This window comes from Pseudomonas sp. 32_A (assembly GCF_017490905.1).
GTDB classification, from domain to species: domain Bacteria; phylum Pseudomonadota; class Gammaproteobacteria; order Pseudomonadales; family Pseudomonadaceae; genus Aquipseudomonas; species Aquipseudomonas inefficax.
The window spans coordinates 37,978-59,394 of record NZ_JAFGYI010000027.1 but is presented as its reverse complement, the minus strand read 5'-3'; the positions used below and the strand labels follow the sequence as shown (position 1 = coordinate 59,394).

Sequence of the window (21,417 nt, the reverse complement as noted above, 5' to 3'; positions counted from 1 at the left end):
CCAGGAGCAGGGCCGTATACGAACAGGGAGTGGATCGTGTCCAGACAAGTGAGTGAGTTGAAGGTTTTGGTGGTGGATGACCAATCGGTCATTGTCGAACAACTCTGTGATTTCCTCGAAACAAAGGGTTACCTCTGCGTGCCGGCCCATTCTACTGACGAAGCCATCGAGCGCTATATGGCAGACCCGGGCATCGGCCTGCTCATCTGCGACCTGCACATGCCGGGACGGGATGGCATCGAACTGATGCGCACCTTGAAGCAGGCCAACGGCAACCAGCGCATGTTCGAGGCAATCATGTTGACCGGGCGTGCCGAAAAACAGGATGTAATTCGCGCGCTACGTGAAGGTTTTGCCGACTACTACCAGAAGCCAGTGGACTTCGATGAACTGCTCGAAGGCGTACGTCGGCAGGAAGAAGCGTTGCTGGAACGCCAGCGCAACTTCCGCGACCTCGGCGGATTGAACCAGCGCCTGCAGGATCTGGCCGAATCGATTGACGAGCTCTACCAGGATCTGGAAAAAGCCCGCGGCCAGGGAACCCATCGGCGTGCCACGGATGTGGAAGAAAGTGAAAGCGAGCTGCCAGCGGCGTTCGGGAAGCTGTCGCCACGCCAGTTGGAAGTGGCCCGCCTGGTGGGCAAGGGCAAGACCAACTACCAGATCGCCTGTGAGCTGGGCATTACCGAAAATACCGTGAAACTGTATGTGTCCCAGGTGCTACGCCTGACCCACATGCACAACCGCACCCAGCTGGCACTGGCAATGACCCCCAGTTCGTCGCCGGTGCATCAGCGGTTTACTACCCACTAAACAGGTAGCTTCAGGATCTTGGCGGCTGCGATGCAGCCACATCGCGACACCCGTGGGAGCGGGCGCGCCCGCGAACACCGGCGCAGCCGGTGCCATGCACCGCGTTGGATTCTTCGCGGGCGCGCCCGCTCCCACAGCAGCCCCTTACAATTGAATGCCAATACTCAAGGTAAGCCGAGGCCCGCGGTCCAGGCTATCCAGTGCGATATCCGCCAAAGGCCTGGCCACCTCCAGCGCCACATTGAACAAGCGCCCATCGCCCAACCGCACACCAAGCGCCGCCGATGCCAGATGGGCATCCTCCACAGGCCCCCGGTTATGCCAGGCCTGCGCCGTATCCAGCACCACATAGGGCTGCACCAACGCCAGCCAGCTGCCGTGCATGCTGTAGTTCACCTCGTAAGCCACACCCCAGCCCTTGTCCCCGTCCGCCTGGTCGCGCGGGTAGCCACGGCCGAAACTCTGCCCGCCAAACCCCGCACGCTCGCTGTCGGGCAAGCGGTCATCACTCCAGTACAACGCCCCGGAGACCACCCCCTGCCAGTTACCGGGCAACGTGTCGCTCTGCAAGCCGGACAGCCGCAACCGCAGAAAATCCAGATCGTAGTCGGCATCGCTGCGCGCCCCCAGGTAATCCAGGCCCTGATAGACGCCGGCACTGACGATACGCAAACGGCCCCCTTCCACCTTGCGCCAGTCGCCCTCGAATGACAGCGCACGCACGTAGGTGTCGTAGTCCCGTGCCGTTGGCAGTCCGTCCACTTGGTCTTCGAAGTGCTCACTGACCGAATACACCTGCCCCTGCACCGCCATCCATTCATCCGGCCTGACGATCACCGGCTGGCGCAGGCCGATCGCGTAGTGATCGCTGTCGCGCTTGCGGGTGATGTCACGGCCATCGTCCAGCCGAGTTCGCGTGCCCGGTTCGCTGCGGTAGCGCGAGGCCGACACCAGCAGCTGGCTGCCACCCGCGTCCAGGTACTGGCTGTAGGCCAGACGCTGGTAATGCACCTGGTCATTCCCCGGTGGCAGCAACAAGCTGGCCTCGATCTGTTCGGCAAAGCGGGTCTGGGCGTGGCTGATTGCCGTCAGCAGCGCCTGCGCATCGTCGCGGTTGCCATCAGTCACGGTAACAGCAGCGCTGAACGGCTTACGTCGCGCATGCACGGTCAACCGCGCGGCACCATCAGCGGTTTGCGCCACGGCCAGCTGCGGCTCTAACGTCACCCCTGGCAGGCGCTCGGCCAGGCCCAGGTAGCGCTCCAGCGTTTCCCGGGTCAGCGGGCGCTCGGCTGCAAGCCGTTGCAGGAGCTGCTGCAGATAGGCGCTGGCCGGGCCGATATCGCCGTCTACGTGGTAATCACGGATATAACCTTCGACCAGTACCACATTGACCCGGCCCTCGGTCACCTCCTGCGGCGGCAGGTAGGCGTACGACAACAGGTAGCCTTCCTGCCGATAGCGCTGGGTCAGGCGCGCGGTGTATTGCTGCAGCTCGCCCAACGTGGTCTGGTGCCCGATCAGCGGTTGGTAGTGTTCGCGCAGCTCGCTCAGGGGGAACACCGTGCCGCCCTCGAAGCGCACTTTATGCAGCACCAGCCGGGTATCGGCAGGCGCCCAGGCGGCGCTGCCGCCATCCACCGCGGCCATCTGCAGGTGAGCGCTGACCGGGCGGTAGGCGTCTATCGGCAGGTTGGCGGCGGGCAGGCGACGTTCGTACTCATGGCTGTCGAGAAAACCCGGCAAAGGTTCGGCATGGGCCGCAAGCGCCCAAGGCAGCAACAACAGGGGCACGGCCAGAGGACGCATAGGGCGCTCCATGTTCCCTGGGGCTGCGTTGCAGCCCTTCGCGGGCGCGCCCGCTCCCACAGAGATCGCGCTTTCCTGAACCCAGCGCCAAACCTGTGGGAGCGGGCGTGCCCGCGAAGGGCCGCAAAGCGGTCCCAAATTGCTTGACTGACAGGCATCAGGGGCGCCAGCCGGTCACACCCGTTACTTGCAAGCGTAGGTGCTGCCTCGGCCCTCGTCGAACGGCTACTCACTGACCTGGAACGCCACGCGCGCGGTCTCGCCGCTTTCATCCAGCGCGCTGATTTCGGCCTGGCCTACCTGCTGGAAGCGCACCAGCAGGCTGTCCTGCCCCTGGGTTTCGCCCAATGGCTGGCCGTTGAGGAACCACCAGCGCCGACCGCCGCCCCCCAGCGCCGACACATATAGCTGCAACGGTTCGCTGCTGGTGGCCGGACGGCGAAGGTTGTCGCCCGGGCGCACGCCCACGATCGAAAGCGGTGGAGCGCTGGCCGGCACCTGCGGCGGGCAGGTCGGGTCGATGGCCGGCAGGCGCGCCGCACGCCGCTCCACGCGTGGCAGCCAAGGCTCCAGCGGCGCGGGCCATAGAGCGATGTCGCGGGCCTTGGCGCCCGGGCAACTGCCATCGACGCGCAGCCCCTGGCCGTTGACCCATACGCTTTCACGCAGGCCCAGGCCGAGTGGCTGGTCGGCGGCCTGCAGGGTTGGCGGCGTAGTGCCGTCCAGAGTCCAGGCGAAACGCTGTCGCCGGCAATTGGGGTCCTGCTTGTTCATTGGCTGGCCCAGCGGCCAACAGATCGCCGCCACACCGACATTCGCCGGCACCCGCTCCACCGGCACGCTGATGCCACGCTGGCTGTCACGGTTGCTCAGCAGGTCGTGCACCTGCAGCATCAGCGGCGCTGCCGAAGCCAGCCCGAATTGGCCGGGTACCGGTGTGCCGTCGGGGCGGCCGATCCATACGCCGATCAGGTAGCGCGGGCCCACGCCGATCGACCAGGCGTCGCGAAAGCCATAGCTGGTGCCGGTTTTCCAGGCCAGTTGCGGGCGTTGCACCAGCTCGGCATGCGGGTCGCGGTCGGGGCGCGCCTGGCCGCTGAGGATGCGCCGGATGATCCACGCAGCCCCCGGTGACAACAGGCGCCGCTCCAGCAACGGATCCTGCGGTTGCAGGCGCACCCGCGCACTGTTGCCACCCCGCGCCAGCGCAGCGTAGCCACCCACCAGATCCTCCAGGCGGCTACCCGCGCCACCCAGGATCAACGACAGGTTGGGCTCGGCCAGGGGCGGCAGTATCAGCGGCATGCCCGCCGTGCGCAGTTGCGCGGCAAAGCGTTTCGGGCCGTAGGCCTCCAGCAGCTGCACCGCCGGCAGGTTGAGCGACAGCGCCAGCGCCGAACTGGCCGACACCGGCCCGCTGAAGCCCATGGAGAAGTTGCCGGGGCGGTAGTCGCCATAGCGTCGCGGCACATCCTGCAGCAGCGACTCGGAATGGATCAGGCCGTCATCCAGTGCCATGCCGTAGAGGAACGGCTTGAGGGTAGAGCCCGGCGAGCGCAAAGAACGCACCATGTCGACATGCCCGAAGCGGCGCTCGTCGGCCAGGTCGATCGAGCCGAGGTAGGCACGCACCGCCATGGTTTGCGCATCGACCACCAGTATGGCGGCGGAGGTGCGCTCCGGCAGCCGCGCGCGCCAGCCCAGCAGCAGGTCTTCAAGGCGCCGCTGCAACGCGGCGTCGAGCGTGGTGCGGATCAGCGGCGGGCTGTCGGCGCTGTTCAGGCGCCGGGCCAGCAGCGGCGCCAGGGTTGGTTCCTGACGTGGCGCCAGCACCAGCGGTTCTTCGCCAGCCTCACGGATTTGCCGAGCCGGCCACACCTGGTATTCGGCCAGGCGTTGCAGCACTTTGTCCCGGGCGCGCTGGGCTCGTTCGGGGTGGCGGTCCGGGCGCAGGCGGCTGGGCGCCTGGGGCAGCACGGCCAGCAGCGCCGCTTCGGACGGGGTCAGGTGCATGGGCGACTTGCCCAGGTAGGCCCAGCTGGCGGCTGCCACGCCCTGCAGGGTGCCGCCGAAGGGCGCACGGTCCAGGTAGATCTGCAGGATTTCGCGCTTGGACAGATGCCATTCCAGCTGCGCCGTGCGCCACAACTGGCGCAGCTTGCCGGCCAAGGTGCGCTCATGCGGGTCGAGCAGGCGCGCGACCTGCATCGACAGCGTGCTGCCACCCGACACCACACGCCCGCCACGCAGGTTCAGCCAGGCAGCGCGGGCCAGGGCCAGCGGATTGACCCCGGGGTGGCTGTAGAACCAGCGGTCCTCGTAGGTGAGCAACGCCTGCAGATACAGCGGCGAAACCTCGTCGGGGCTGACCGGGTAGCGCCACACGCCATCGGCATCGGCGAAGCGCCACAGCGGCGTGCCGTCCTCGGCCAGCACCACCCGGGCCAGGTCGTCGCCGGGCATGGGCAGCGGCCAGAGGCGGTCGGCCAGCCACAACAGGCCGAACAGCACCACCAAGCCGATCACTGTGGCGCGCAACAGCCTGCCCGCACGGGTACGCGGCCGCGTTAAGCTTGGCATCGGGAACCGACCTGGCCAGGTGATGGCCAAAGGCTTGGGAACGGCAACATCGCCGATTCGTTCATCAGGAAGCAACTATGCATGTAGAAGGTTTTTTCGAGTGGCTGGGCCAGGCGCTGGGGTCGTTGATCCGCTTCATCGTCGACGCATTGAGCGGGCTGTTCAACCTGCTGGCCAATGCCGGTGGCAATTTCATCGATGGCCTGGCGCGCACCTTGGGCATGGACACCTCACTGCTCAGCATCCTCGCCCTGATCGTCGGGTTGGCGCTGCTGTATTCGGCCATCCGTGCGTTCATGCGCGCCTCGATCATCCTCGGGATCATCTGGCTGCTGCTGGGGTTGTGGGTTATGAGCTGGGTGATTCACTGACATTGAACTGCCCGGCGCAGGCCTGTGGGAGCGGCCTTGTGTCGCGAAAGGGCTGCGCAGCAGCCCCAGGATCTCAGCTCCGCCGCTTGAAATGCCGGGGCCGCTTTGCGGCCCTTTCGCGACACAAGGCCGCTCCCACATAGTGCGCGCAAGGCAGGTGCTTAGCGGGCTTTTACGGTCATCTCCCCTTGCCCATCCCCCACGGCCTGCAGGTTTGGCCGGTACATCGATTCGACCTGCGGCGGCGGCACGCGGTAGGTGCCCGGGGTCACCGCCCGTGCCAGGTAAAGCAGGTGGGTGGTGCCGTAGCTGTCCAGCTTGAGCGCCGCGACGTAACGGTCATCGCGATATTCCTGGTGCACAACGCTGGCGTTCTGCATCGACTCGCGCCATTCCTTCACCGCACTGCTGGCGTTGTCCAGGCTGGCGGCACTCTGCGCCAGGTTCTGGTTTTCCAGCTCCAGGCCTGCCGGTAGCAAGTCCACCACCAGCGCATCCGGCACCCTGTCTTCAGCCTTGAGCGCCAGGTGCACCAACACCAGGTCGCCGCTGCGCAGGTTGTGCAGGTCCAACGGCTGGCCATTCATGCCCAGGTACTCACGGCGGATCTGCATGCCGTTGCCGCTGGCAGCAGGCGCCTGGCGTGGGTAACCCGACAAGGTCAGTTGCTGGTACAGCGTCTCGCTGCCTTGGTTCTGCACGCTCAGCGGCGAAGCCAGCAACGGGCCTTCGAGCTTCATGCCGGACTCGGCATTGTTGAACTCGCGAACTTCGCCCGCGCTGTCCAGGCGCGCCTGCCACTGGCCTTCCGGCTTGCCCAGCAGGCCACGGCCGGCCAGGAACAGCGCATTGCGCTCCTGGGTCGACAGCCAGCGGTTGGCCGCCAGCTCATCCGACAGGGCGAACAGGCGCTGGTCGACCTGACGGCTGGCCAGGTTGCTTTCCTGCAGCAGCGCCAGGATCAGTGCCTGGTCGCGCAGAGCGCTACCATAGTCGGCCATCCAGCCTTTACCGCGGCTGATGCCCAGGCCCGCCTGCAGGGCCTGCTCGGCACGCGGCTTGTCGCCCATCTTGTCCAGCGCCACCGCCAGTTGCACCAGCGGCAGGCCAGAGCGGGCGTCGGCGCGGCGTTCGAACAGGCCACGCAAAGCGCCCAACGGCGCCTGCTGACTGCGCGACAGCACCAACGCCGCATAAGCCTGCACGGCGAACCGGGTGTGTTCGGCGTTCTCGCTGTAGTCGACTTCGATCAGGTTGCGCTCCTGCAGGTAGCGCAACAGGCGTTCGCTGGCCTTCTTCAGCGCTTCGGCCGGCACACCATAGCCTTGGTCACGGGCGCGCAGCAGGAAGTCGGTGACATAGGCGGTCAGCCAGTACTCTTCTTCGCTGTCCGAGCTCCACAGGCCGAAGCTGCCGTTGTAGCGCTGCATGCCCAGCAGGTGCTCGATACCCATCTCGATCTTGCGCTTGCGCACATCGGCAGGCTCGCCCTTGATGCCCAGGCGCTTCAGGCTGTCGGCATCGGCATACAGCGACGGGTAGAGGCCGCTGGTGGTCTGCTCCAGGCAACCGTAAGGGTAGGCTTCGAGGGCACGGATCTGCTCGGCCAGGTTCAGCGGCGGCCGGCTCGACAAGGCCAGGCTGGCTTCAAGCCCGGCGGGTTCGAAGGCGGCCAGGTCTGCTTCAGGCAGGGTCCATGGCTGGTCCTTCAAGGCCACGCGGTAGTGCTTGAGCATCGCCGGGTAGGCCGGGCGCACGCCCAGCGTCCACTCGCGCTCGAACGCGCCGGTCGGCTCGTTGGGCAGCTGCAGGCCAGTGACCCGCACATGCATCTTGCCTTGCCCCAGGCCACCCTGGGCCTGTACCGGGATCATCAACGTCGAGCGCTGGCCTTCAGCCAGGGCAACGTTCTGCACGGCGTTGGCCGCCAGACTCAGCTGACCTTCGGTACCGATTTCGACGTTCAGCTGCTGGGCACGCCCTGACAGGTTGGCGAGGTCCAGCGCCAGGCTGGTGCGGTCGCCACCGGCCAGGAAACGCGGCGCCGAGAGCTCGGCGATCAGCGGCGCGGCGACCACGGTCTTGCCTTCGGCCATGCCGAACTGTTCCTCGGTCCAGGCCTGGGCCATGAGCCGCAGTTCGCCATTGAAGTCAGGGATATCGACCGTGGCCTGGCCCTCGCCCTTGTCGTCCAGGGTCACCGGCAGGCTCTGCTGGGCGACGATGGTCACAGTGGTGTTGGGGCGCTTGCCACCCTTGGCCATCGCCGCGTCACCGCCAAATGCCAGGCTGGCCAGGCGGCCCTGGCCGGCTTCGATCAACTGGCCGTAGATATCCAGCTGGTCAGCACCGTAGGCCTTGCGCCCGAACAGGCTGGCGAACGGGTCGGGGGTCTTGAAATCGGTAATGTTGAGGATGCCCACATCCACCGCCGACAACAGCACATGCACCTGTTTGGGCACGCTGCCATCGGCATTTGCAGCCTTGATCTTCACGGTCAGCGGCTGTTTCGGACGCATTTTCTCCGGTGCCTGCAGGCTCACCGCCAACTTGCGTTCGGCGCGGTTCAGCGGCAGGTGCAGCACGCCTACCGCGCGTTTCGGCGTGGCGTTGGCCTTGCGCTCACCCGGGCGGATCACCAGCGCGCTGATGTACAGGTCGTGGCGTGCCCACTGCTTGTCCAGCTCCACGTCGAACGTCTTGCCCTCGGCGGGTACGTCAATCTCCTGCCACCACAGCGGGCCATCGCTGGACTCGATCATCAGGTAGCCACTGCCGGCTGCGGGCGGGGTGACGGTAACCTTGGCGGTAGCGCCGTCGGCGTAGGCCGGTTTGTCTAGCGCCAGCTTGACCTGGTCCGGCCGCACCGCACCGCCTTCGGCGTTGTCCTGGGCGCGATAGCCGGCCCAGAAGCGCGCGCTGGACACCAGGCCAGTCTGCGGGTCTTCCACCTCGACACGGTACGGGCCCCATTCCACCTGGAAGCTCAGCTTGGCAGTGGAGCCGGCCTTGACGCTGACGGTCTCTTCGCTCTGGGTGAGGAACTTCTCGTTGTAGGCGTAGCTCCAGCCATCGCTCTGCGAGTAGTTCCAGTAGTAGTCACGGCGCTCGCGTACCAGCCGCACCTTGAGGTCGTTGGCCGCCAGCTTCTTGCCGTTGCGGTCGGCCACCAGGAACTCGAACTCCACCGGCCCGTCACTGTCGGTTTCCTCGCCGTCGAACAGGCCGCGCAGGCCCGGCAGTCGCTCGGCCGGCCAGATGGGTTGTTCCAGGCGCCGGGTGATCGGCCGGCCACCCGACTCCTGCAGGCTGGCCTGCACGGTCAGTTGCAGCGGCGAGCGGGCTTCGGCCCAGCGGCTTTCGATGTCGACCACGGCCTTACCGGCCTGGTCGAGGGTGACTTCGTCCAGCTCCAGGTCCTGGTTCAGCTCGGTTTCGGTGACCGAGCCGAACTGGTAGCCAGGCAGCGCCGGTACCGCCTCGCGCAGCGGGCGAACATAGGCCTGGCCGCTCAGGCGGTTGCCGGCAGCCGGGGCGCCGTAGAGGTAACGGCCATTGACCTGGATGCGCGCACCCTGATCCGGAGACAACGGTTTGCTGCTGCCCTTGAGTTCCAGCGCCAGGCGCTCGGGCAGGAAATCTTCGACGAGGAATTCATACACCTGCTTGCGCCCGCCACCCAGGTCGAGCAGCAGTTGCCAGCGGCCGGTCGGGGCTTCGCCGGCCAACTGCATCTGGTACTGGTACAGGCCATTGCCGTCGGCTTCCCAGACGAACTTGCGGCTGACCTGCTCGTCCGGGCGGCGCACCTCCACGCTCACCGGCTGGGCCTTGACCGGCTTGCCGTCCTGGTCGCGCAGCAGGCCGTTGAGCAACACCGTTTCGCCTGGGCGATACAGGTCACGCGGGCCGAAGATGAAGAACTGCAGCGGGTTGGCCTGCGGGCCGGTGATGTCGAACTCGGCCAGGTCCAGCGCCGCGCTGCTCAGGCGCAGCAGGGTGGTGTGCACACCCTGGGTGGCGATCAGGGTGTCGGCCTTGGGCGTGATCGGCAGTTGGGCATGGCCATCGCTATCGGTGCTGGCCTGGGCCAGCAGCTTGCCCTTGTCGTCATGGATTTCCAGGTTCACGCCACTCATGGCCTTGCCGCCTTCCAGGGCCTGGGCGAACACATCGAGGCGGTCTCGGTAGCGGTGCGCGGACACGCCGATATCGCTGAGGGTGAACAGGGTCGCGGGTTGCGAGTAGTCGTAGGTGCCCGAGGCACGCATCACCGCCAGGTACACGCCTGGCTCCTGCAGCGGCTTGATACCGGCGATCGGCAGCAGCACGGTCTCGCGGGTGTTGCGTGCGGGGTTGAGGTCGAAGCGGCCGCTGTAGACCAGCTCGGCCATGTCCAGGGTTTCCTTGGACTGGTAGTAGTACAGGCTGCTGTTGCGCCCCCAGTTGGCCAAGAAAGTCGAGAGCATGTCCGGCTTCACGCGGAAGAATTCGACATCGACCTTGTCGACGTTGAGGGCGATCACCGGCAGGCCCTCGGCCAGCCGCGTGGGCAGCAGCGAACCGCGGCTGGCGAAGCCGATGGTCGGTTGCATGTCGCGGGTTTCCAGGCGGGTTATCGACTCGCTGTCCAGCTGCTTGCCGTTGACCGCCAGCAGGCCCTTGTCGACGGTCAGCACCAGCTTGCGCTGCGGCTCCAGGTGGCGCAGGCGCAGCTCCATCTGGTTGTCGGTAAGCTCCCAGGCGCCGTCGAGCTTGCCTTTGACGGTATCGACCAGATGCACTTTGCTGGCGAAATCCTGCTTGGCATCAAGCGGCGCGGAGAAACTGATCGACAGCGTTGCAGCGCCATCGAGCTGCACTTCGGAAACATCCAGCACCGTCAGCTCGCGGCCCTCGTAGCGTTTGGCGAGTACAGCCGGGTCTTCGCGCTGGGGAGCCGGGGTGGCGGCGGGCGCTGTGGCCGCCGGTTTTTCGGATGGCGCCGGCTTGTCCGGCGTCGAAGAGTCACAGGCACTGAGCAAAGCCAGCGCGCAGGCCAGCAACAATCCTTTGTTGAACATGGAGTAGAACTCTTAGGCAGCGTGTACGTGAGGGCAGCAACTATAGCGCAACTATGGTCGCGCGAATTAGCTGCATGGCCGGTACACTGCTGGCAATTTACAAAAGCGGGGCGCTTTGCGTCCCTTTCGCGACGCAAGGCCGCTCCCACAGGTACTGCACAGGCTTCCGGTTTACACGATCCCTGTGGGAGCGGCCTTGTGTCGCGAAAGGGCTGCGCAGCAGCCCCAGAATTTCCCAGGACACCCGATGACCTCACTGACCACCGACTGGCACCACCGCCCCACCCACCACAAGGTCTGGGCCCTGGCCGCGCCGATGATCCTGTCCAACATCTCCGTGCCGCTGGTAGCCCTGGTCGACAGCACGGTCATCGGCCACCTCCCTCACGCCCACCAGTTGGGTGCCGTGGCCGTGGGTGCCACGCTGTTCACCTTCATGGTCGGCCTGATGGGCTTCCTGCGCATGGGCTCCACCGGTTTCGCTGCTCAGGCCGCCGGCCGTGGCGACGGTGCAGCGTTGCGCCAAGTGCTGGTACAAGGGCTTTTGCTGGCAGTCGGCTTCGCCCTGCTGATCGGCCTGCTGGCGCTGCCCTTCAGCCAGCTGGCGTTGCACGCGATGCAACCCAGCGCGGCTCTGCAGCACGCCACCGAAGACTTCTTCCATACCCGCCTGCTCGGCCTGCCGGCGGCACTGGCCAGCTACGCCCTGGTCGGCTGGTTCCTCGGCACCCAGAACGCGCGGGCGCCGCTGGCCATCCTGCTGACCACCAACCTGCTGAACATCGCCTTGAACCTGTGGTTCGTGCTTGGCCTGAACTGGGGCGTGCTGGGTTCGGCGCGGGCGTCGGTGATTGCCGAATGGAGCGCTGCCCTGCTCGGCCTGGCCCTGACACGCCCGGCCTTGCGTGCCTACCCAGGGCAGATCGTATGGGCGGCGCTCAAGCGCTGGCAGGCCTGGCGGCCGCTGCTGGCGGTGAACCGCGACATCTTCCTGCGCAGCCTGGCGCTGCAACTGGTGTTCCTGCTGATAACCGTGCAGGGCGCACGCCTCGGTGAGGCTACCGTGGCGGCCAATGCCCTGCTGCTTAACGGCCTGCTGCTGACTGCCTATGCGCTCGACGGGTTGGCGCATGCGGTGGAGGCCCTGTGCGGCCATGCCATTGGCGCCCGCGACCGCGACACCCTGCGCCGCTCGCTGGTGGTGGCCTGTGGTTGGTCGATGATCACCAGCGTGGGGTTTGCCGGGTTGTTCCTGCTGGGTGGGCACCTGTTCATCGATTTGCAGACCGACATCGAGAGCGTTCGGGCAGCGGCTTATCCGTACCTGCCGTACCTGGCATTGCTGCCGTTGATTGCGGTATGGAGCTACTTGCTGGATGGGCTGTTCATTGGCGCGACCCGGGCGCGGGAGATGCGCAATGCGATGTTGCTGTCGGTGCTGATTGCGCTTCCGTTGGGCGTGCTCATGGGTGGGTTTGGCAACCATGGGTTGTGGTTGGCCTTCCTCGGGTTCATGGCGTTGCGGGCGGTGACGCTGGGGTGGGTGGGGTGGAAATTGAACCTGCAAGACAAGTGGGTGGCGGAGCAGGAGAACACAATATGAAAGAATTGCTCAGTTGACTGCATTAGATGGCTCAAGGCAAAAAAAGAGCTCTGCCCACGGAGGGGGCGTCATCTTCCATGCCATGAGCAAGGAGCCATCATGTACCCACCACCTGCACCTTCTGGCGTCTGTGTAATGAGCTACATGCATGCTGCCAGCCGAGAGCGTGATTACTTCAAAAATGGCGGCACCGGCTTTTTAATATCGTGGTTCTATTCCATGGTTCGAAATGGAGGTAAGTGGGACTACAAGCAACAAGGAAGGAAGTATGAGGCCTTGGGAAATTTCAATTACGGCGCAACCGGAACTGCTGCTGGTCTCTCGGAAGAATTCTTGTTGAGAGGCGCCGGGTGGGCGCAAAGCCGTGCTGGCACCAGTAACTCTACATTTGGCTCATGGTGGGGGGACCCGCCTTATGGTGACGATCCCGAAGATCAGGAATGGATCAAGGCAGGTATCAGATATGCGAAGACGTTCGGCTACTAAATGGCTGATAGCCGCCCTGCTTCTGCTCGCCCTCGGACAAGCCCTATGGATTCTCACCTCAGGCTCCAAACCTGTGTTGACCAAGGTTGTTTCTGTCACCCCTATTGGCAAACACAGCGCAGTCTATGAAGTGCTAAGCAATGACGGTGGGGCGACGGTGCCGCTGATTTATTTGTACTTTGTGGCTGAACAAACCCAGCGAGATGAGCAGGTACTACCGAATCTAGAGAGACTTAAACCTTTTCTGGTGACACGGCAATCTGGCGCGATAGAGCACGTGGAGGGTTTGAAAATAGCGGCCCGAACTCAGGATACGGTGTACAGCTATTCGAGCACATCGATTCTCAAAGAGAATGGTGCTGTTGTGCCAATCACTATCGAGCTCACGGCAACAGCTCACCCAAAGTAGAAAAAGAAGGGGCCGCATAGCGGCCCCTCTTGCAGTCAGGAAGACAGGTACGAAGACCGGGTCAGACCAAGGCGCAGGGCATCCAGGTACTGGGTCCGCTCACGCGCGGTGATCCTGGCGCTGGCCACCTTGTCACGGTAGTGCGTCATCAATTCCTCCGGCGACAGGTGCACGTAGCGCAGCATGTCTTCGATGGTATCGTGGGTCTCGATACCGGCGTGGTACACACTACCGTCGGCGTTCTGGTAGATGTTCACCGAGTCGGTGTCACCGAACAGGTTGTGCATGTCACCGAGGATCTCCTGGTAGGCACCGACCAGGAACACACCCAGCAGGTAATCCTCGCCCTCCTTCACCGCATGCACCGGCATGCTGGTCTCGATGCTCTGCTCGTCCACGTACTGGTTGATCTTGCCGTCGGAGTCGCAGGTCAGGTCCTGCAGCACGGCACGACGCATCGGCTCTTCGTCCAGGCGGTGCAGCGGGATGATCGGCAGTACCTGGCCGATGGCCCAGGTGTCCGGCAGGCTCTGGAACACCGAGAAGTTGCAGATGTACTTGTCGGCCAGCTTGTCGTTCAGCTCGTCCAGCACCTGACGGTGCGAGCGCTGGCGGGCTTTCAGCGAGTTGTGCAGGCGGCGGCACACGGCAAAGTAACACTGCTCGGCCAGGGCTTTCTCGGCCAGGCTGATCTTGCCATCGGCATACTGCGCAGCCACGTCACCCATGTAGTGGGTGGCGCGCCAGTAGGTCTCGGTCACCATCTCTATGTCGGTCGGGCCGAGCAGGTCGACCAGCCACTGCACGGTCTCGGGCAGGGCTTCCTTGTTCTCGATGGTCGGCACGTCGTCGTTGTGCTTCTCGACGTCGGTCACCTGGATGACCAGCATGGCGTGGTGCGCGGTCAGCGAACGGCCGCTCTCGGAGAAGATGTGCGGGTGCGGCAGGCCCTGCGCGTCGCAGAACTCCTTGAGCATGCCCACCACCACGCCGGCGTAGTCGTCCATGTCGTAGTTGATCGAGCTGGCATTGCGCGAGTGGGTACCGTCGTAGTCCACGCCCAAACCGCCGCCCACATCGATATGGTCGACCGGCAGGCCCAGCGCACGCAGCTCACCGTAGTAACGGATGGCTTCCTTGAAGCCGTGCTGGTAGTCGGCCAGGTTGGCAATCTGCGAACCCATGTGGAAGTGCAGCAGGCGGATACCCTGGTCCAGGCCGGCATCGCGGAAGCGCTGAACCACCGAAATCAGCTGGGCGGCGGACAAGCCGAACTTGGACTTCTCGCCGCCAGTGTCGGCCCACTTGCTCGAAGCCAGCGACGACAGCCGTACACGCAGGCCGACCTGTGGCTTGACCTTGAGCTCGGCGGCCTCCTCGATCACCAGAGCCACTTCCGACTCTTTCTCGATGACGATGAACACGTTGTGGCCAAGCTTCTGGCCCATCAGCGCCAGGCGGATGAACTCGCGGTCCTTGTAGCCGTTGCAGACGATGGTGCCGCCCTTCGGTGCCAGCGCCAGCACGGCCAGCAGCTCTGGCTTGGAGCCGGCTTCCAGGCCAATGGAGACGTTCTGCGTGGCGATGATGTTTTCCACCACCGCTTCCTGCTGGTTGACCTTGATCGGGTACAGCGCGGTGTACTTGCTCTGGTATTCCAGGCGCGCGATGTTGGCATCGAAGGCGCCGGTCAGCTGGCGCACGCGGTCCTGCAGAATGTCGGGGAAGCGCACCAGCAATGGCAGCGACAAGCCGCTCTGGCGCAATTCGTCGACCTGTTCGAACAGGTCGATCGGTGCGCTTTTCGGGCCGTTGGGGCGCACTTCGACGCGCCCGGCTTCATTGATGGCGAAATAACCAGCGCCCCAATGGCGGATACCATAAACACTGCGGCTGTCGGCCACGGTCCATTGGCTACCATCGTCTTTGCGTGTGCGTCGTACGGACATTCAAGTCCCCTATAGATAAGTCGAAGACACTGCCCCGCAAGGTGGCGGGCGCAGTGTAAAAGCCAAAAATGACGATTCGTCCGTGCCCTGGGGTAGACCCTGGTCATGGCAACGAGTTTAGAAAGCACTGGGCAAAAAATCGCGTGGCCGCATCAGCCGCCGGACTTTTTCGCCTTGAAGCCCTGTTTGGTCAGCTCACCGATCAGCAGCTCGACATGGTCGCCCTGGATTTCGATGACCCCATCCTTCAGGGCGCCACCGGTACCGCAACGGCGCTTGAGGGTAGCGGCCAGCTCCTTGAGCTGGTCGAGCGGCAGCGGCACGCCGGTGACGGTGGTCACGGTCTTGCCGCCGCGGCCCTTGCTTTCGCGGCGCACACGGGCAATGCCATCGCCTTCGGGGATGACCTGCTGCTTGCAGGTACAGGCATCCACCGGCTGGCCACAGTCGGGGCAGTGCCGACCGGCGTCGGTGGAGTAAACGAGACCGCCAAGGGCGGCGAAGGAAGAAGCTTTCTTGGCCACTTTTGTTCCTCTGTGCTGAGGACAAAAACTGGTCGGCCCCAGGGGGTTGAGCCCGACCGCGAAGCCCCACTCTGGCAGGGGCGGCGCTACCACCGCAAGACCTGCGGCAGCCCGAAAAGGGCGCGCAGTGTAACGATAAATCCGGCTGTTGCTAAGTACCGGAATGCGGCATTTTGCGAATGTTTTGCGACCCCTTCGCGGGTAAACCCGCTCCCACAGGTATTGCGCAGGTTTCACGGCCTGTGAAATCCCTGTGGGAGCGGGTTTACCCGCGAAGGGGCCGGCATGGCCCACGCATCTATTTGAGGCTGGCTTTATAGCGCTGCAACGCCGCCAACGAGTCCGGGCAATACGGCTTCGTCAGGCTTTCTTGCTCAGCCTGCTCCAGACCAATGAAGCGCGCCTCGATCACCTCTTCCGGCTGCAAGCGCAACGGCGCATTCGACACCGCCGAATACACCGCACACCACAAGTGGTTATCCGGCTGGTCAAAGTAGAACCGCTCATGAAAACGCAGCTCCACACCGTCGATCCCCAGCTCCTCGGCCAGCTCTCGCGCTGCCGAATCGGCATACGCCTCCCCGGCCGTCACCATGCCGCCTGCCGCCACATCCCAGTACCCCGGGTACAGCGCCTTGCTCAGGGTGCGCCGGTGCACGCACAGTTCACCGGCACTGTTGAACAGCAGAATGAACGTGCAACGCCCGATCAGGCCGCGCTCGCGCAGTTCGGCACGGGGCAAGGCCCCCAGCACCTGGTCGGCTTCGTCCACCCAGGTGACCAGTTCTCGGTCGGAAGCTGCCCGGTGGGCGGCCTCGTTCGGGCTGATAGCCATCATCAACCTTGCGACAGCAGCTGACGCAGGTCGATGACCGCCGCGTTGGCGCGGGAAATGTAGTTGGCCATGACCAGCGAGTGGTTGGCCCACATGCCGAAGCCGCTGCCATTGAGCACCATCGGGCTCCACAGTGCTTCCTGCGAGGCTTCCAGCTCACGGATGATCTGGCGCACGCTGACCGTGGCGTTCTTCTTCGCCAGCACGTCGGCAAAGTCCACCTCGATGGCGCGCAGCAGGTGCGACAGCGCCCAGGCCTGGCCACGGGCTTCGTAGAACACGTTGTCGATCTGCAGCCATGGGGTTTCCACCAGTTCCTCGTCCACCTGCGGCGCCTGGCCGGCGACCACCGACTCGGTCTTCAGCGTGGTGTTGAGCTTGACCCGGCCAACGCTGGCCGACAGGCGCTGCGACAGCGAGCCCAGGCGGGTGGCCACATCACCCAGCCAGTTGTTCAGGTTGTCGGCACGGGTGTAGAAGATCGCACCCTTGTCGCCGGCAGCCAGACGGGTCTGGTAGCGGGTAAGCGACTTGATGCCCTCTTCGAACTCCGACTCGCTCGACGGCAGGATCCAGCTCTTGTTGTCGAAGTTGAACCGCGGCTCGGCCTTGGCCAGGTCGGCGTCTTCGGTGGACTGCGACTGCGAACGTGCGAAGTCCTTGCGCAGGGCGCGGGACAGGTCGCGCACCTGGACCAATACGCCATATTCCCAGCTCGGCATGTTGTCCATCCACAGCCCTGGCGGGAAGCGGTCGTTGGAAATGTAGCCACCCGGCTTGTTCAGCAAGGTGCCGGCCACGGTCTTGAGGGTTTCGATAGTGGTGTAGCCCACCACCATCTGCTGGCCAGTGCGCTCGGCTGCAGCCTGGGCGCTCTGCTGCACCGGGAACAGCTCCGGCTCCTGGCTCCAGTACCAGCCAAGGCCGATACACACCAGCAGGTACAACCCGATCAGGGTCCCCAGGGCACGGCTCCAGAGGCCGCCAAGGTAGCTACGGGCAGCGGCGCCACGGCCGTCGACACGCTCGCGGGGCTCGGCTTTGGCCTCACGGTTTTTCCAGTCCAGCATGGCTTTGTCCTTAATCAGTCACGACGGTTCAGGGGCTTGGACCACAGGCCTGCGCCAGGGTGCCACGGCAAGCCCGCGTGGCAGCACTATAAAGCAGACACCGCCTTACGCATAAGCGACCAATCGGTCAGCAACTGAATAATCGTTCTGGCCGCTTTGTTGATGCAGGGCAGTCACGCGCCTGAAAAGAACTGCTAGCATAGAGCCATCATTGCCCCTGCACACCCCAACCTACAAGTAGCCAGGACATGAGCCAAGCAGCCGAGCCGAGCCCGCTGTGCCCCGCCCAACAGCTGACGCGTAGCGGCCTGCGCAAGGACGACCCGCTCGACCAGGTGCTGCTGCCGCCCCTGCGCAGGCCGGTGTACATCCTGCTGCAGGACCACGAGCGAGCCCAGCGCCTGGCCCAGCAACTGGAATTCTTTGGCCTGGTGGTGCAGACGCTTGCCAGCGCCGCAGCTTTTCTGGCCTCGATCAGCGAATATCCGCCCTCGGCCATCATCATGGATGTCGACTTCAATGGTGCCGGCCAAGGCCTGCTGCTGGCTGCCCAGGTGCAGCAGGGGCTGGCCCGACATATACCGCTGCTGTTCTTCAGCCACCACGAAACCGACACCCCGACCCGCCTGGCAGCAGTGCGCGCCGGTGGCCAGGACTTCCTCACCGGCACCCTGGAAGCCTCCAGCCTGCTGGAAAAGGTCGAACTGCTGACCAATACCACCCCGCACGACCCGTTGCGCGTGCTGATCATCGACGACTCGCGCACCCAAGCCCTGTACACCGAGCGTGTGCTGGCCAGCGCCGGCATGATCACCCGCAGCCTGACCGACCCGATCCGCACCATGGCCGAGCTGGCCGACTTCCAGCCCGACCTGATCATCCTCGACCTGTACATGCCAGCCTGCACCGGCCCTGAGCTGGCCAAGGTGATCCGTCACAGCGACCGTTATGTCAGCGTGCCGATCATCTACCTGTCTGCCGAGGACGACCTGGACAAGCAGCTGGATGCCATGAGCGAAGGCGGTGATGACTTCCTGACCAAACCGTTTCGCTCACGCCACCTGATCACCACCGTGCGCAACCGCGCCGCCCGTGCCCGGCACCTGAAGGCGCGCATGGTGCGCGACAGCCTGACCGGGTTGTACAACCACACCCACATCCTGCAACTGCTGGAAGACTGCAGCTTCCGCGCCCGTCGCGAGCAGCAGCCGTTGAGTTTTGCGATGCTCGACATCGACCACTTCAAGAAGATCAACGACCGCCACGGCCACCCCATGGGCGACCGAGTGATCAAAAGCCTGGCGCTGTTTCTCAAGCAGCGCTTGCGCAAGACCGATTTCATTGGCCGTTACGGTGGTGAAGAGTTCGCCATTGTCATGCCCAATACCGCACTGGACGCAGCGCACAAGGTGCTGGACGAAATCCGCCGGCGCTTTGCCGAGATACTCTACCCGGCGCAGCCGCGGGACTTGCAGTGCACCTTCAGTGCAGGGGTGGTGCAGCTGGATGAGGGGCTGGACGCGCTGACCATGGCCAGTGCGGCGGACGAGGCGCTGTATCGGGCCAAGCATGCCGGGCGTAATTGTGTGGTGCGTGTAGAGCCCTGAATCAAACTTTGCCTGTGCCGGCCTCTTCGCGGCTAAAGCCGCTCCCACAGGGATTGCGCAGTCCCTGTGGGAGCGGCTTTAGCCGCGAAGAGGCCGGCACAGGTTAGAATAGAGGCACTGTGCCACTTTTTTATGGCGCCAACCGCCTGTCGTCATCACCCCGTCACAAAATCGCAATAACTTCAGCCACCGACCTCTCCCCTCCCCCGCAGGAAGCTCGCGGCTATGCGCCTGAAGTGGCTGACCAATTTCAACACCCTGTTGCTGGTAACCGTGTGTATCGCCCTGGGCGCCACCTTGTGGTGGTCGCAGCGGGCCCTGGAGCGCCCCTACCAACTGATGGAGCGCTACCTGGGCCTGTCCCAGCAGTTCCAGAACCAGGCGGCCCGCAACATTCAGGCCTACCTGGGCAGCGGCGATGCCCTGCGCCACGCTGCGGCGATGGAGGCCAACCAGCAGCTGCAGGCCGCGCTGGCCGCATGGCCTGGCGAACTGGCCGACAAACTGCGCCCCAGCCTGGACAACCTGCAAGCCTTTACCGCCGAAGAGCTGCTGGCCGCGGGCAAGCTGGCCGGCGACCCGCAAGCGCTGCTGCTGCAGGCCGAGCGGGAACTGGGCGCCAACTTCGAACAACTGGCCGGCTACGCCCGCGACAGCGGCAGCGCCGACGCCAACCGCTACCTGGTGCCACTGCTCGACGCCACCGTGCACCTCGGGCGCCTGTCGCTGGCCCGGGACAAGTTGGTCAGCAGCGGCCGCCCGGAGCTGGCCGACGAAGTGGAGCGCGAGCTGCAACTGATCCGCGCCCAGGCCCAGGCGATCGATGCCTTGCCCTTGCTGGGCGTAACCCGCACCGCTGAATCCGGTGCCGACGACTTCGCCGCTTTGATGGGCCTGGAAACCCAGGCCAGCACCCAACAGGAAGACATTGCCGTTGGCCTCAAGCGCGAGCTGCAGAGCCTGCTCGGCCGCTACCCGTCCGAACTGCAGCGCACCCGCGAACAGATCGAGCGCCGCGTCGCCCTGGCCGCCAGCACCGGCCAGCGCCTGGAGGCCGTGCAGCAGGCCATTGCGGCGCTGGAGCCCGAGGTACGCGCCCTGCATGCGAAAATTGCCGCCGAAGTACGCATCATCCAGGGCCTGATGATCGGCCTGATCCTGCTTATCGCCCTGCTTATCGACACCTTGCAACGCCGCCTGGCGCGTACCCTTACCGGCCTGGCCCCAGCCCTGTCGCGCTGGGCCGAGGGTAACTTCGCCGAGGTCATTGCCCTGGGCAGGACCAACCGCGAACTGCGCGACATCCAGGAATCGCTCAACCGCCTGCGCCAGTACCTTGTGGAGCTGGTCGGCACCATCCGCCACAACGCCGAGCAGGTGGCTGGCAGCAGCCATGCCCTGGCCGGCATGAGCGCCGCCCTGCATGACGGCGCCGAACGCCAGGCCGGCGACACCGGGCAGATCCGCGATGCCCTGGGCGAACTGGAAGCGACCATCCAGCAAGTGGCCGGCGACGCCAGCGCCGCAGCCGATGCCAGCCGCGATGCAGGGCGTGCAGTGGAGCAGGGCCAGGCGGTGATCGGCCAGAGCCTGTCGGGTTTGCGTGAGCTGGTCGACGAGGTGCAGGGCAACGCCCGCATGATCGAACAACTGGCGGAGGAGTCTGCAACCATCGGCGGCGTGCTGACGGTGATCCGCTCGATCGCCGAGCAGACCAACCTGCTGGCGCTGAATGCCGCGATCGAAGCGGCCCGCGCCGGTGAAATGGGCCGTGGCTTTGCCGTGGTTGCCGATGAGGTGCGTTCGCTGGCACAGCGCACCACCGGGGCTACCGGCGAAATTCAGGCCCTGATCGACCGCTTGCAGCAGGCAGCCAGAAGTTCGGTGGCCGGGATGCGTGCGCAGCTTGAGCATGCCGAGGCCACGGCCAACCAGGCCCAGGCGGCGGATGGGGCGCTGGACGAGATTGTCTGCGCCATTCGCACCATTTCGGACACTGCGGTGCGGATTGCCGATGTCACGGCGCAGCAGAGTGGAGCCGTGAGCGAGATCCGCGACCACAGCGAGCGGATTCATGAGTTGGGTGAGGACAACCTGCAGCGCATTGGCGAGGGGCGCGAGCAAGGGGAGCAGTTGCTGAGCCTGGGGGGTGAGCTGAACCGGGCGGTGCGGGCATTCAGAGTCTAGGTTGGCCTGTGCTGGCCTCTTCGCGGGTAAACCCGCTCCCACAGGGTCAGCGCAGGGCTTGAAGCCCATGCGGTCGAGGTGGGAGCGGGTTTACCCGCGAAGAGGCCGGCA

The 21,417-nt window shown here is 64.8% G+C and carries 14 protein-coding genes; 7 read left to right on the top strand and 7 right to left on the bottom strand.

The window, feature by feature from the left end; all coding sequences use genetic code 11:
* Positions 1-36 precede the first annotated feature (36 nt).
* On the top strand, positions 37-813 hold the full coding sequence (locus tag J5M58_RS17230; protein WP_112254147.1) for a response regulator transcription factor: 777 nt from the start codon (positions 37-39) through the stop codon (positions 811-813).
* A gap of 144 nt (positions 814-957) precedes the next feature.
* On the opposite strand, the gene J5M58_RS17225 is transcribed toward J5M58_RS17230, so the two are convergent.
* Both J5M58_RS17225 and pbpC read right to left on the bottom strand, forming a co-directional pair.
* The gene (locus J5M58_RS17225) at positions 958-2,622 is read right to left on the bottom strand and encodes a ShlB/FhaC/HecB family hemolysin secretion/activation protein (protein ID WP_207878854.1); all 1,665 of its coding nucleotides are present in this window, start codon (positions 2,620-2,622) and stop codon (positions 958-960) included.
* 225 nt (positions 2,623-2,847) lie between these two features.
* Positions 2,848-5,202: a peptidoglycan glycosyltransferase PbpC gene (gene pbpC, locus J5M58_RS17220; protein WP_112254145.1), complete on the bottom strand. Its 2,355-nt coding sequence runs from the start codon at positions 5,200-5,202 to the stop codon at positions 2,848-2,850.
* A gap of 77 nt (positions 5,203-5,279) precedes the next feature.
* On the opposite strand from pbpC, the gene J5M58_RS17215 reads away from it, so the two are divergent.
* A complete protein-coding gene (locus tag J5M58_RS17215; protein WP_112254144.1) occupies positions 5,280-5,573 on the top strand; it encodes a hypothetical protein in 294 nt (97 codons plus the stop codon).
* A 161-nt stretch (positions 5,574-5,734) separates the two neighbouring features.
* On the opposite strand, the gene J5M58_RS17210 is transcribed toward J5M58_RS17215, so the two are convergent.
* Positions 5,735-10,636, bottom strand: coding sequence for an alpha-2-macroglobulin (locus J5M58_RS17210; protein WP_207878852.1), 4,902 nt, complete (start codon positions 10,634-10,636; stop codon positions 5,735-5,737).
* A 247-nt stretch (positions 10,637-10,883) separates the two neighbouring features.
* Between J5M58_RS17210 and J5M58_RS17205 the strand changes: the two genes are divergently transcribed.
* The 3 genes from J5M58_RS17205 (at position 10,884) to J5M58_RS17195 (ending at position 13,134) form a co-directional block, all read left to right on the top strand.
* Positions 10,884-12,239: an MATE family efflux transporter gene (locus J5M58_RS17205; RefSeq protein WP_112254142.1), complete on the top strand. Its 1,356-nt coding sequence runs from the start codon at positions 10,884-10,886 to the stop codon at positions 12,237-12,239.
* Between the two features lie 99 nt (positions 12,240-12,338).
* Entirely contained in the window at positions 12,339-12,725 is a 387-nt protein-coding gene (locus J5M58_RS17200) for a polymorphic toxin type 44 domain-containing protein (RefSeq protein WP_207878850.1), read from the top strand.
* Entirely contained in the window at positions 12,703-13,134 is a 432-nt protein-coding gene (locus J5M58_RS17195; RefSeq protein WP_112254140.1) for a hypothetical protein, read from the top strand. The genes J5M58_RS17200 and J5M58_RS17195 overlap by 23 nt, the downstream gene beginning before the upstream one ends.
* A 35-nt stretch (positions 13,135-13,169) precedes the next feature.
* On the opposite strand, the gene speA is transcribed toward J5M58_RS17195, so the two are convergent.
* The 4 genes from speA to J5M58_RS17175 form a co-directional block, all read right to left on the bottom strand.
* On the bottom strand, positions 13,170-15,083 hold the full coding sequence (gene speA / locus J5M58_RS17190) for an arginine decarboxylase (RefSeq protein ID WP_112254139.1): 1,914 nt from the start codon (positions 15,081-15,083) through the stop codon (positions 13,170-13,172).
* 152 nt (positions 15,084-15,235) lie between these two features.
* Positions 15,236-15,607 (bottom strand): translation initiation factor Sui1, encoded by a 372-nt coding sequence (locus J5M58_RS17185; RefSeq protein ID WP_112254138.1) that lies wholly within the window; start codon positions 15,605-15,607, stop codon positions 15,236-15,238.
* Between the two features lie 298 nt (positions 15,608-15,905).
* The gene (locus J5M58_RS17180) at positions 15,906-16,442 is read right to left on the bottom strand and encodes an NUDIX hydrolase (protein ID WP_112254137.1); all 537 of its coding nucleotides are present in this window, start codon (positions 16,440-16,442) and stop codon (positions 15,906-15,908) included.
* Positions 16,443-16,444: 2 nt separating this feature from the next.
* Positions 16,445-17,512 (bottom strand): DUF2333 family protein, encoded by a 1,068-nt coding sequence (locus J5M58_RS17175; protein ID WP_112254136.1) that lies wholly within the window; start codon positions 17,510-17,512, stop codon positions 16,445-16,447.
* A 248-nt stretch (positions 17,513-17,760) separates the two neighbouring features.
* Here J5M58_RS17175 and J5M58_RS17170 point away from each other — a divergent pair, with 248 nt between their 5' ends.
* Both J5M58_RS17170 and J5M58_RS17165 read left to right on the top strand, forming a co-directional pair.
* Positions 17,761-19,119, top strand: a complete 1,359-nt coding sequence (locus J5M58_RS17170) for a diguanylate cyclase (protein ID WP_207878848.1) — start codon at positions 17,761-17,763, stop codon at positions 19,117-19,119.
* Positions 19,120-19,344: 225 nt separating this feature from the next.
* On the top strand, positions 19,345-21,306 hold the full coding sequence (locus J5M58_RS17165) for a methyl-accepting chemotaxis protein (RefSeq protein WP_207878846.1): 1,962 nt from the start codon (positions 19,345-19,347) through the stop codon (positions 21,304-21,306).
* Positions 21,307-21,417: the final 111 nt, after the last annotated feature.

What these genes read in the sequence shown, in the direction of transcription:
- J5M58_RS17175 (WP_112254136.1), bottom strand. Translation starts at nt 17,512, where the DNA reads ATGCTGGACTGGAAAAACCGTGAGGCCAAAGCCGAGCCCCGCGAGCGT.
- J5M58_RS17200 (WP_207878850.1), top strand. Translation starts at nt 12,339, where the DNA reads ATGTACCCACCACCTGCACCTTCTGGCGTCTGTGTAATGAGCTACATG.
- J5M58_RS17195 (WP_112254140.1), top strand. Translation starts at nt 12,703, where the DNA reads ATGCGAAGACGTTCGGCTACTAAATGGCTGATAGCCGCCCTGCTTCTG.
- pbpC (WP_112254145.1), bottom strand. Translation starts at nt 5,202, where the DNA reads ATGCCAAGCTTAACGCGGCCGCGTACCCGTGCGGGCAGGCTGTTGCGC.
- J5M58_RS17170 (WP_207878848.1), top strand. Translation starts at nt 17,761, where the DNA reads ATGAGCCAAGCAGCCGAGCCGAGCCCGCTGTGCCCCGCCCAACAGCTG.
- J5M58_RS17165 (WP_207878846.1), top strand. Translation starts at nt 19,345, where the DNA reads ATGCGCCTGAAGTGGCTGACCAATTTCAACACCCTGTTGCTGGTAACC.
- J5M58_RS17215 (WP_112254144.1), top strand. Translation starts at nt 5,280, where the DNA reads ATGCATGTAGAAGGTTTTTTCGAGTGGCTGGGCCAGGCGCTGGGGTCG.
- J5M58_RS17210 (WP_207878852.1), bottom strand. Translation starts at nt 10,636, where the DNA reads ATGTTCAACAAAGGATTGTTGCTGGCCTGCGCGCTGGCTTTGCTCAGT.
- J5M58_RS17180 (WP_112254137.1), bottom strand. Translation starts at nt 16,442, where the DNA reads ATGGCTATCAGCCCGAACGAGGCCGCCCACCGGGCAGCTTCCGACCGA.
- J5M58_RS17225 (WP_207878854.1), bottom strand. Translation starts at nt 2,622, where the DNA reads ATGCGTCCTCTGGCCGTGCCCCTGTTGTTGCTGCCTTGGGCGCTTGCG.
- speA (WP_112254139.1), bottom strand. Translation starts at nt 15,083, where the DNA reads ATGTCCGTACGACGCACACGCAAAGACGATGGTAGCCAATGGACCGTG.
- J5M58_RS17205 (WP_112254142.1), top strand. Translation starts at nt 10,884, where the DNA reads ATGACCTCACTGACCACCGACTGGCACCACCGCCCCACCCACCACAAG.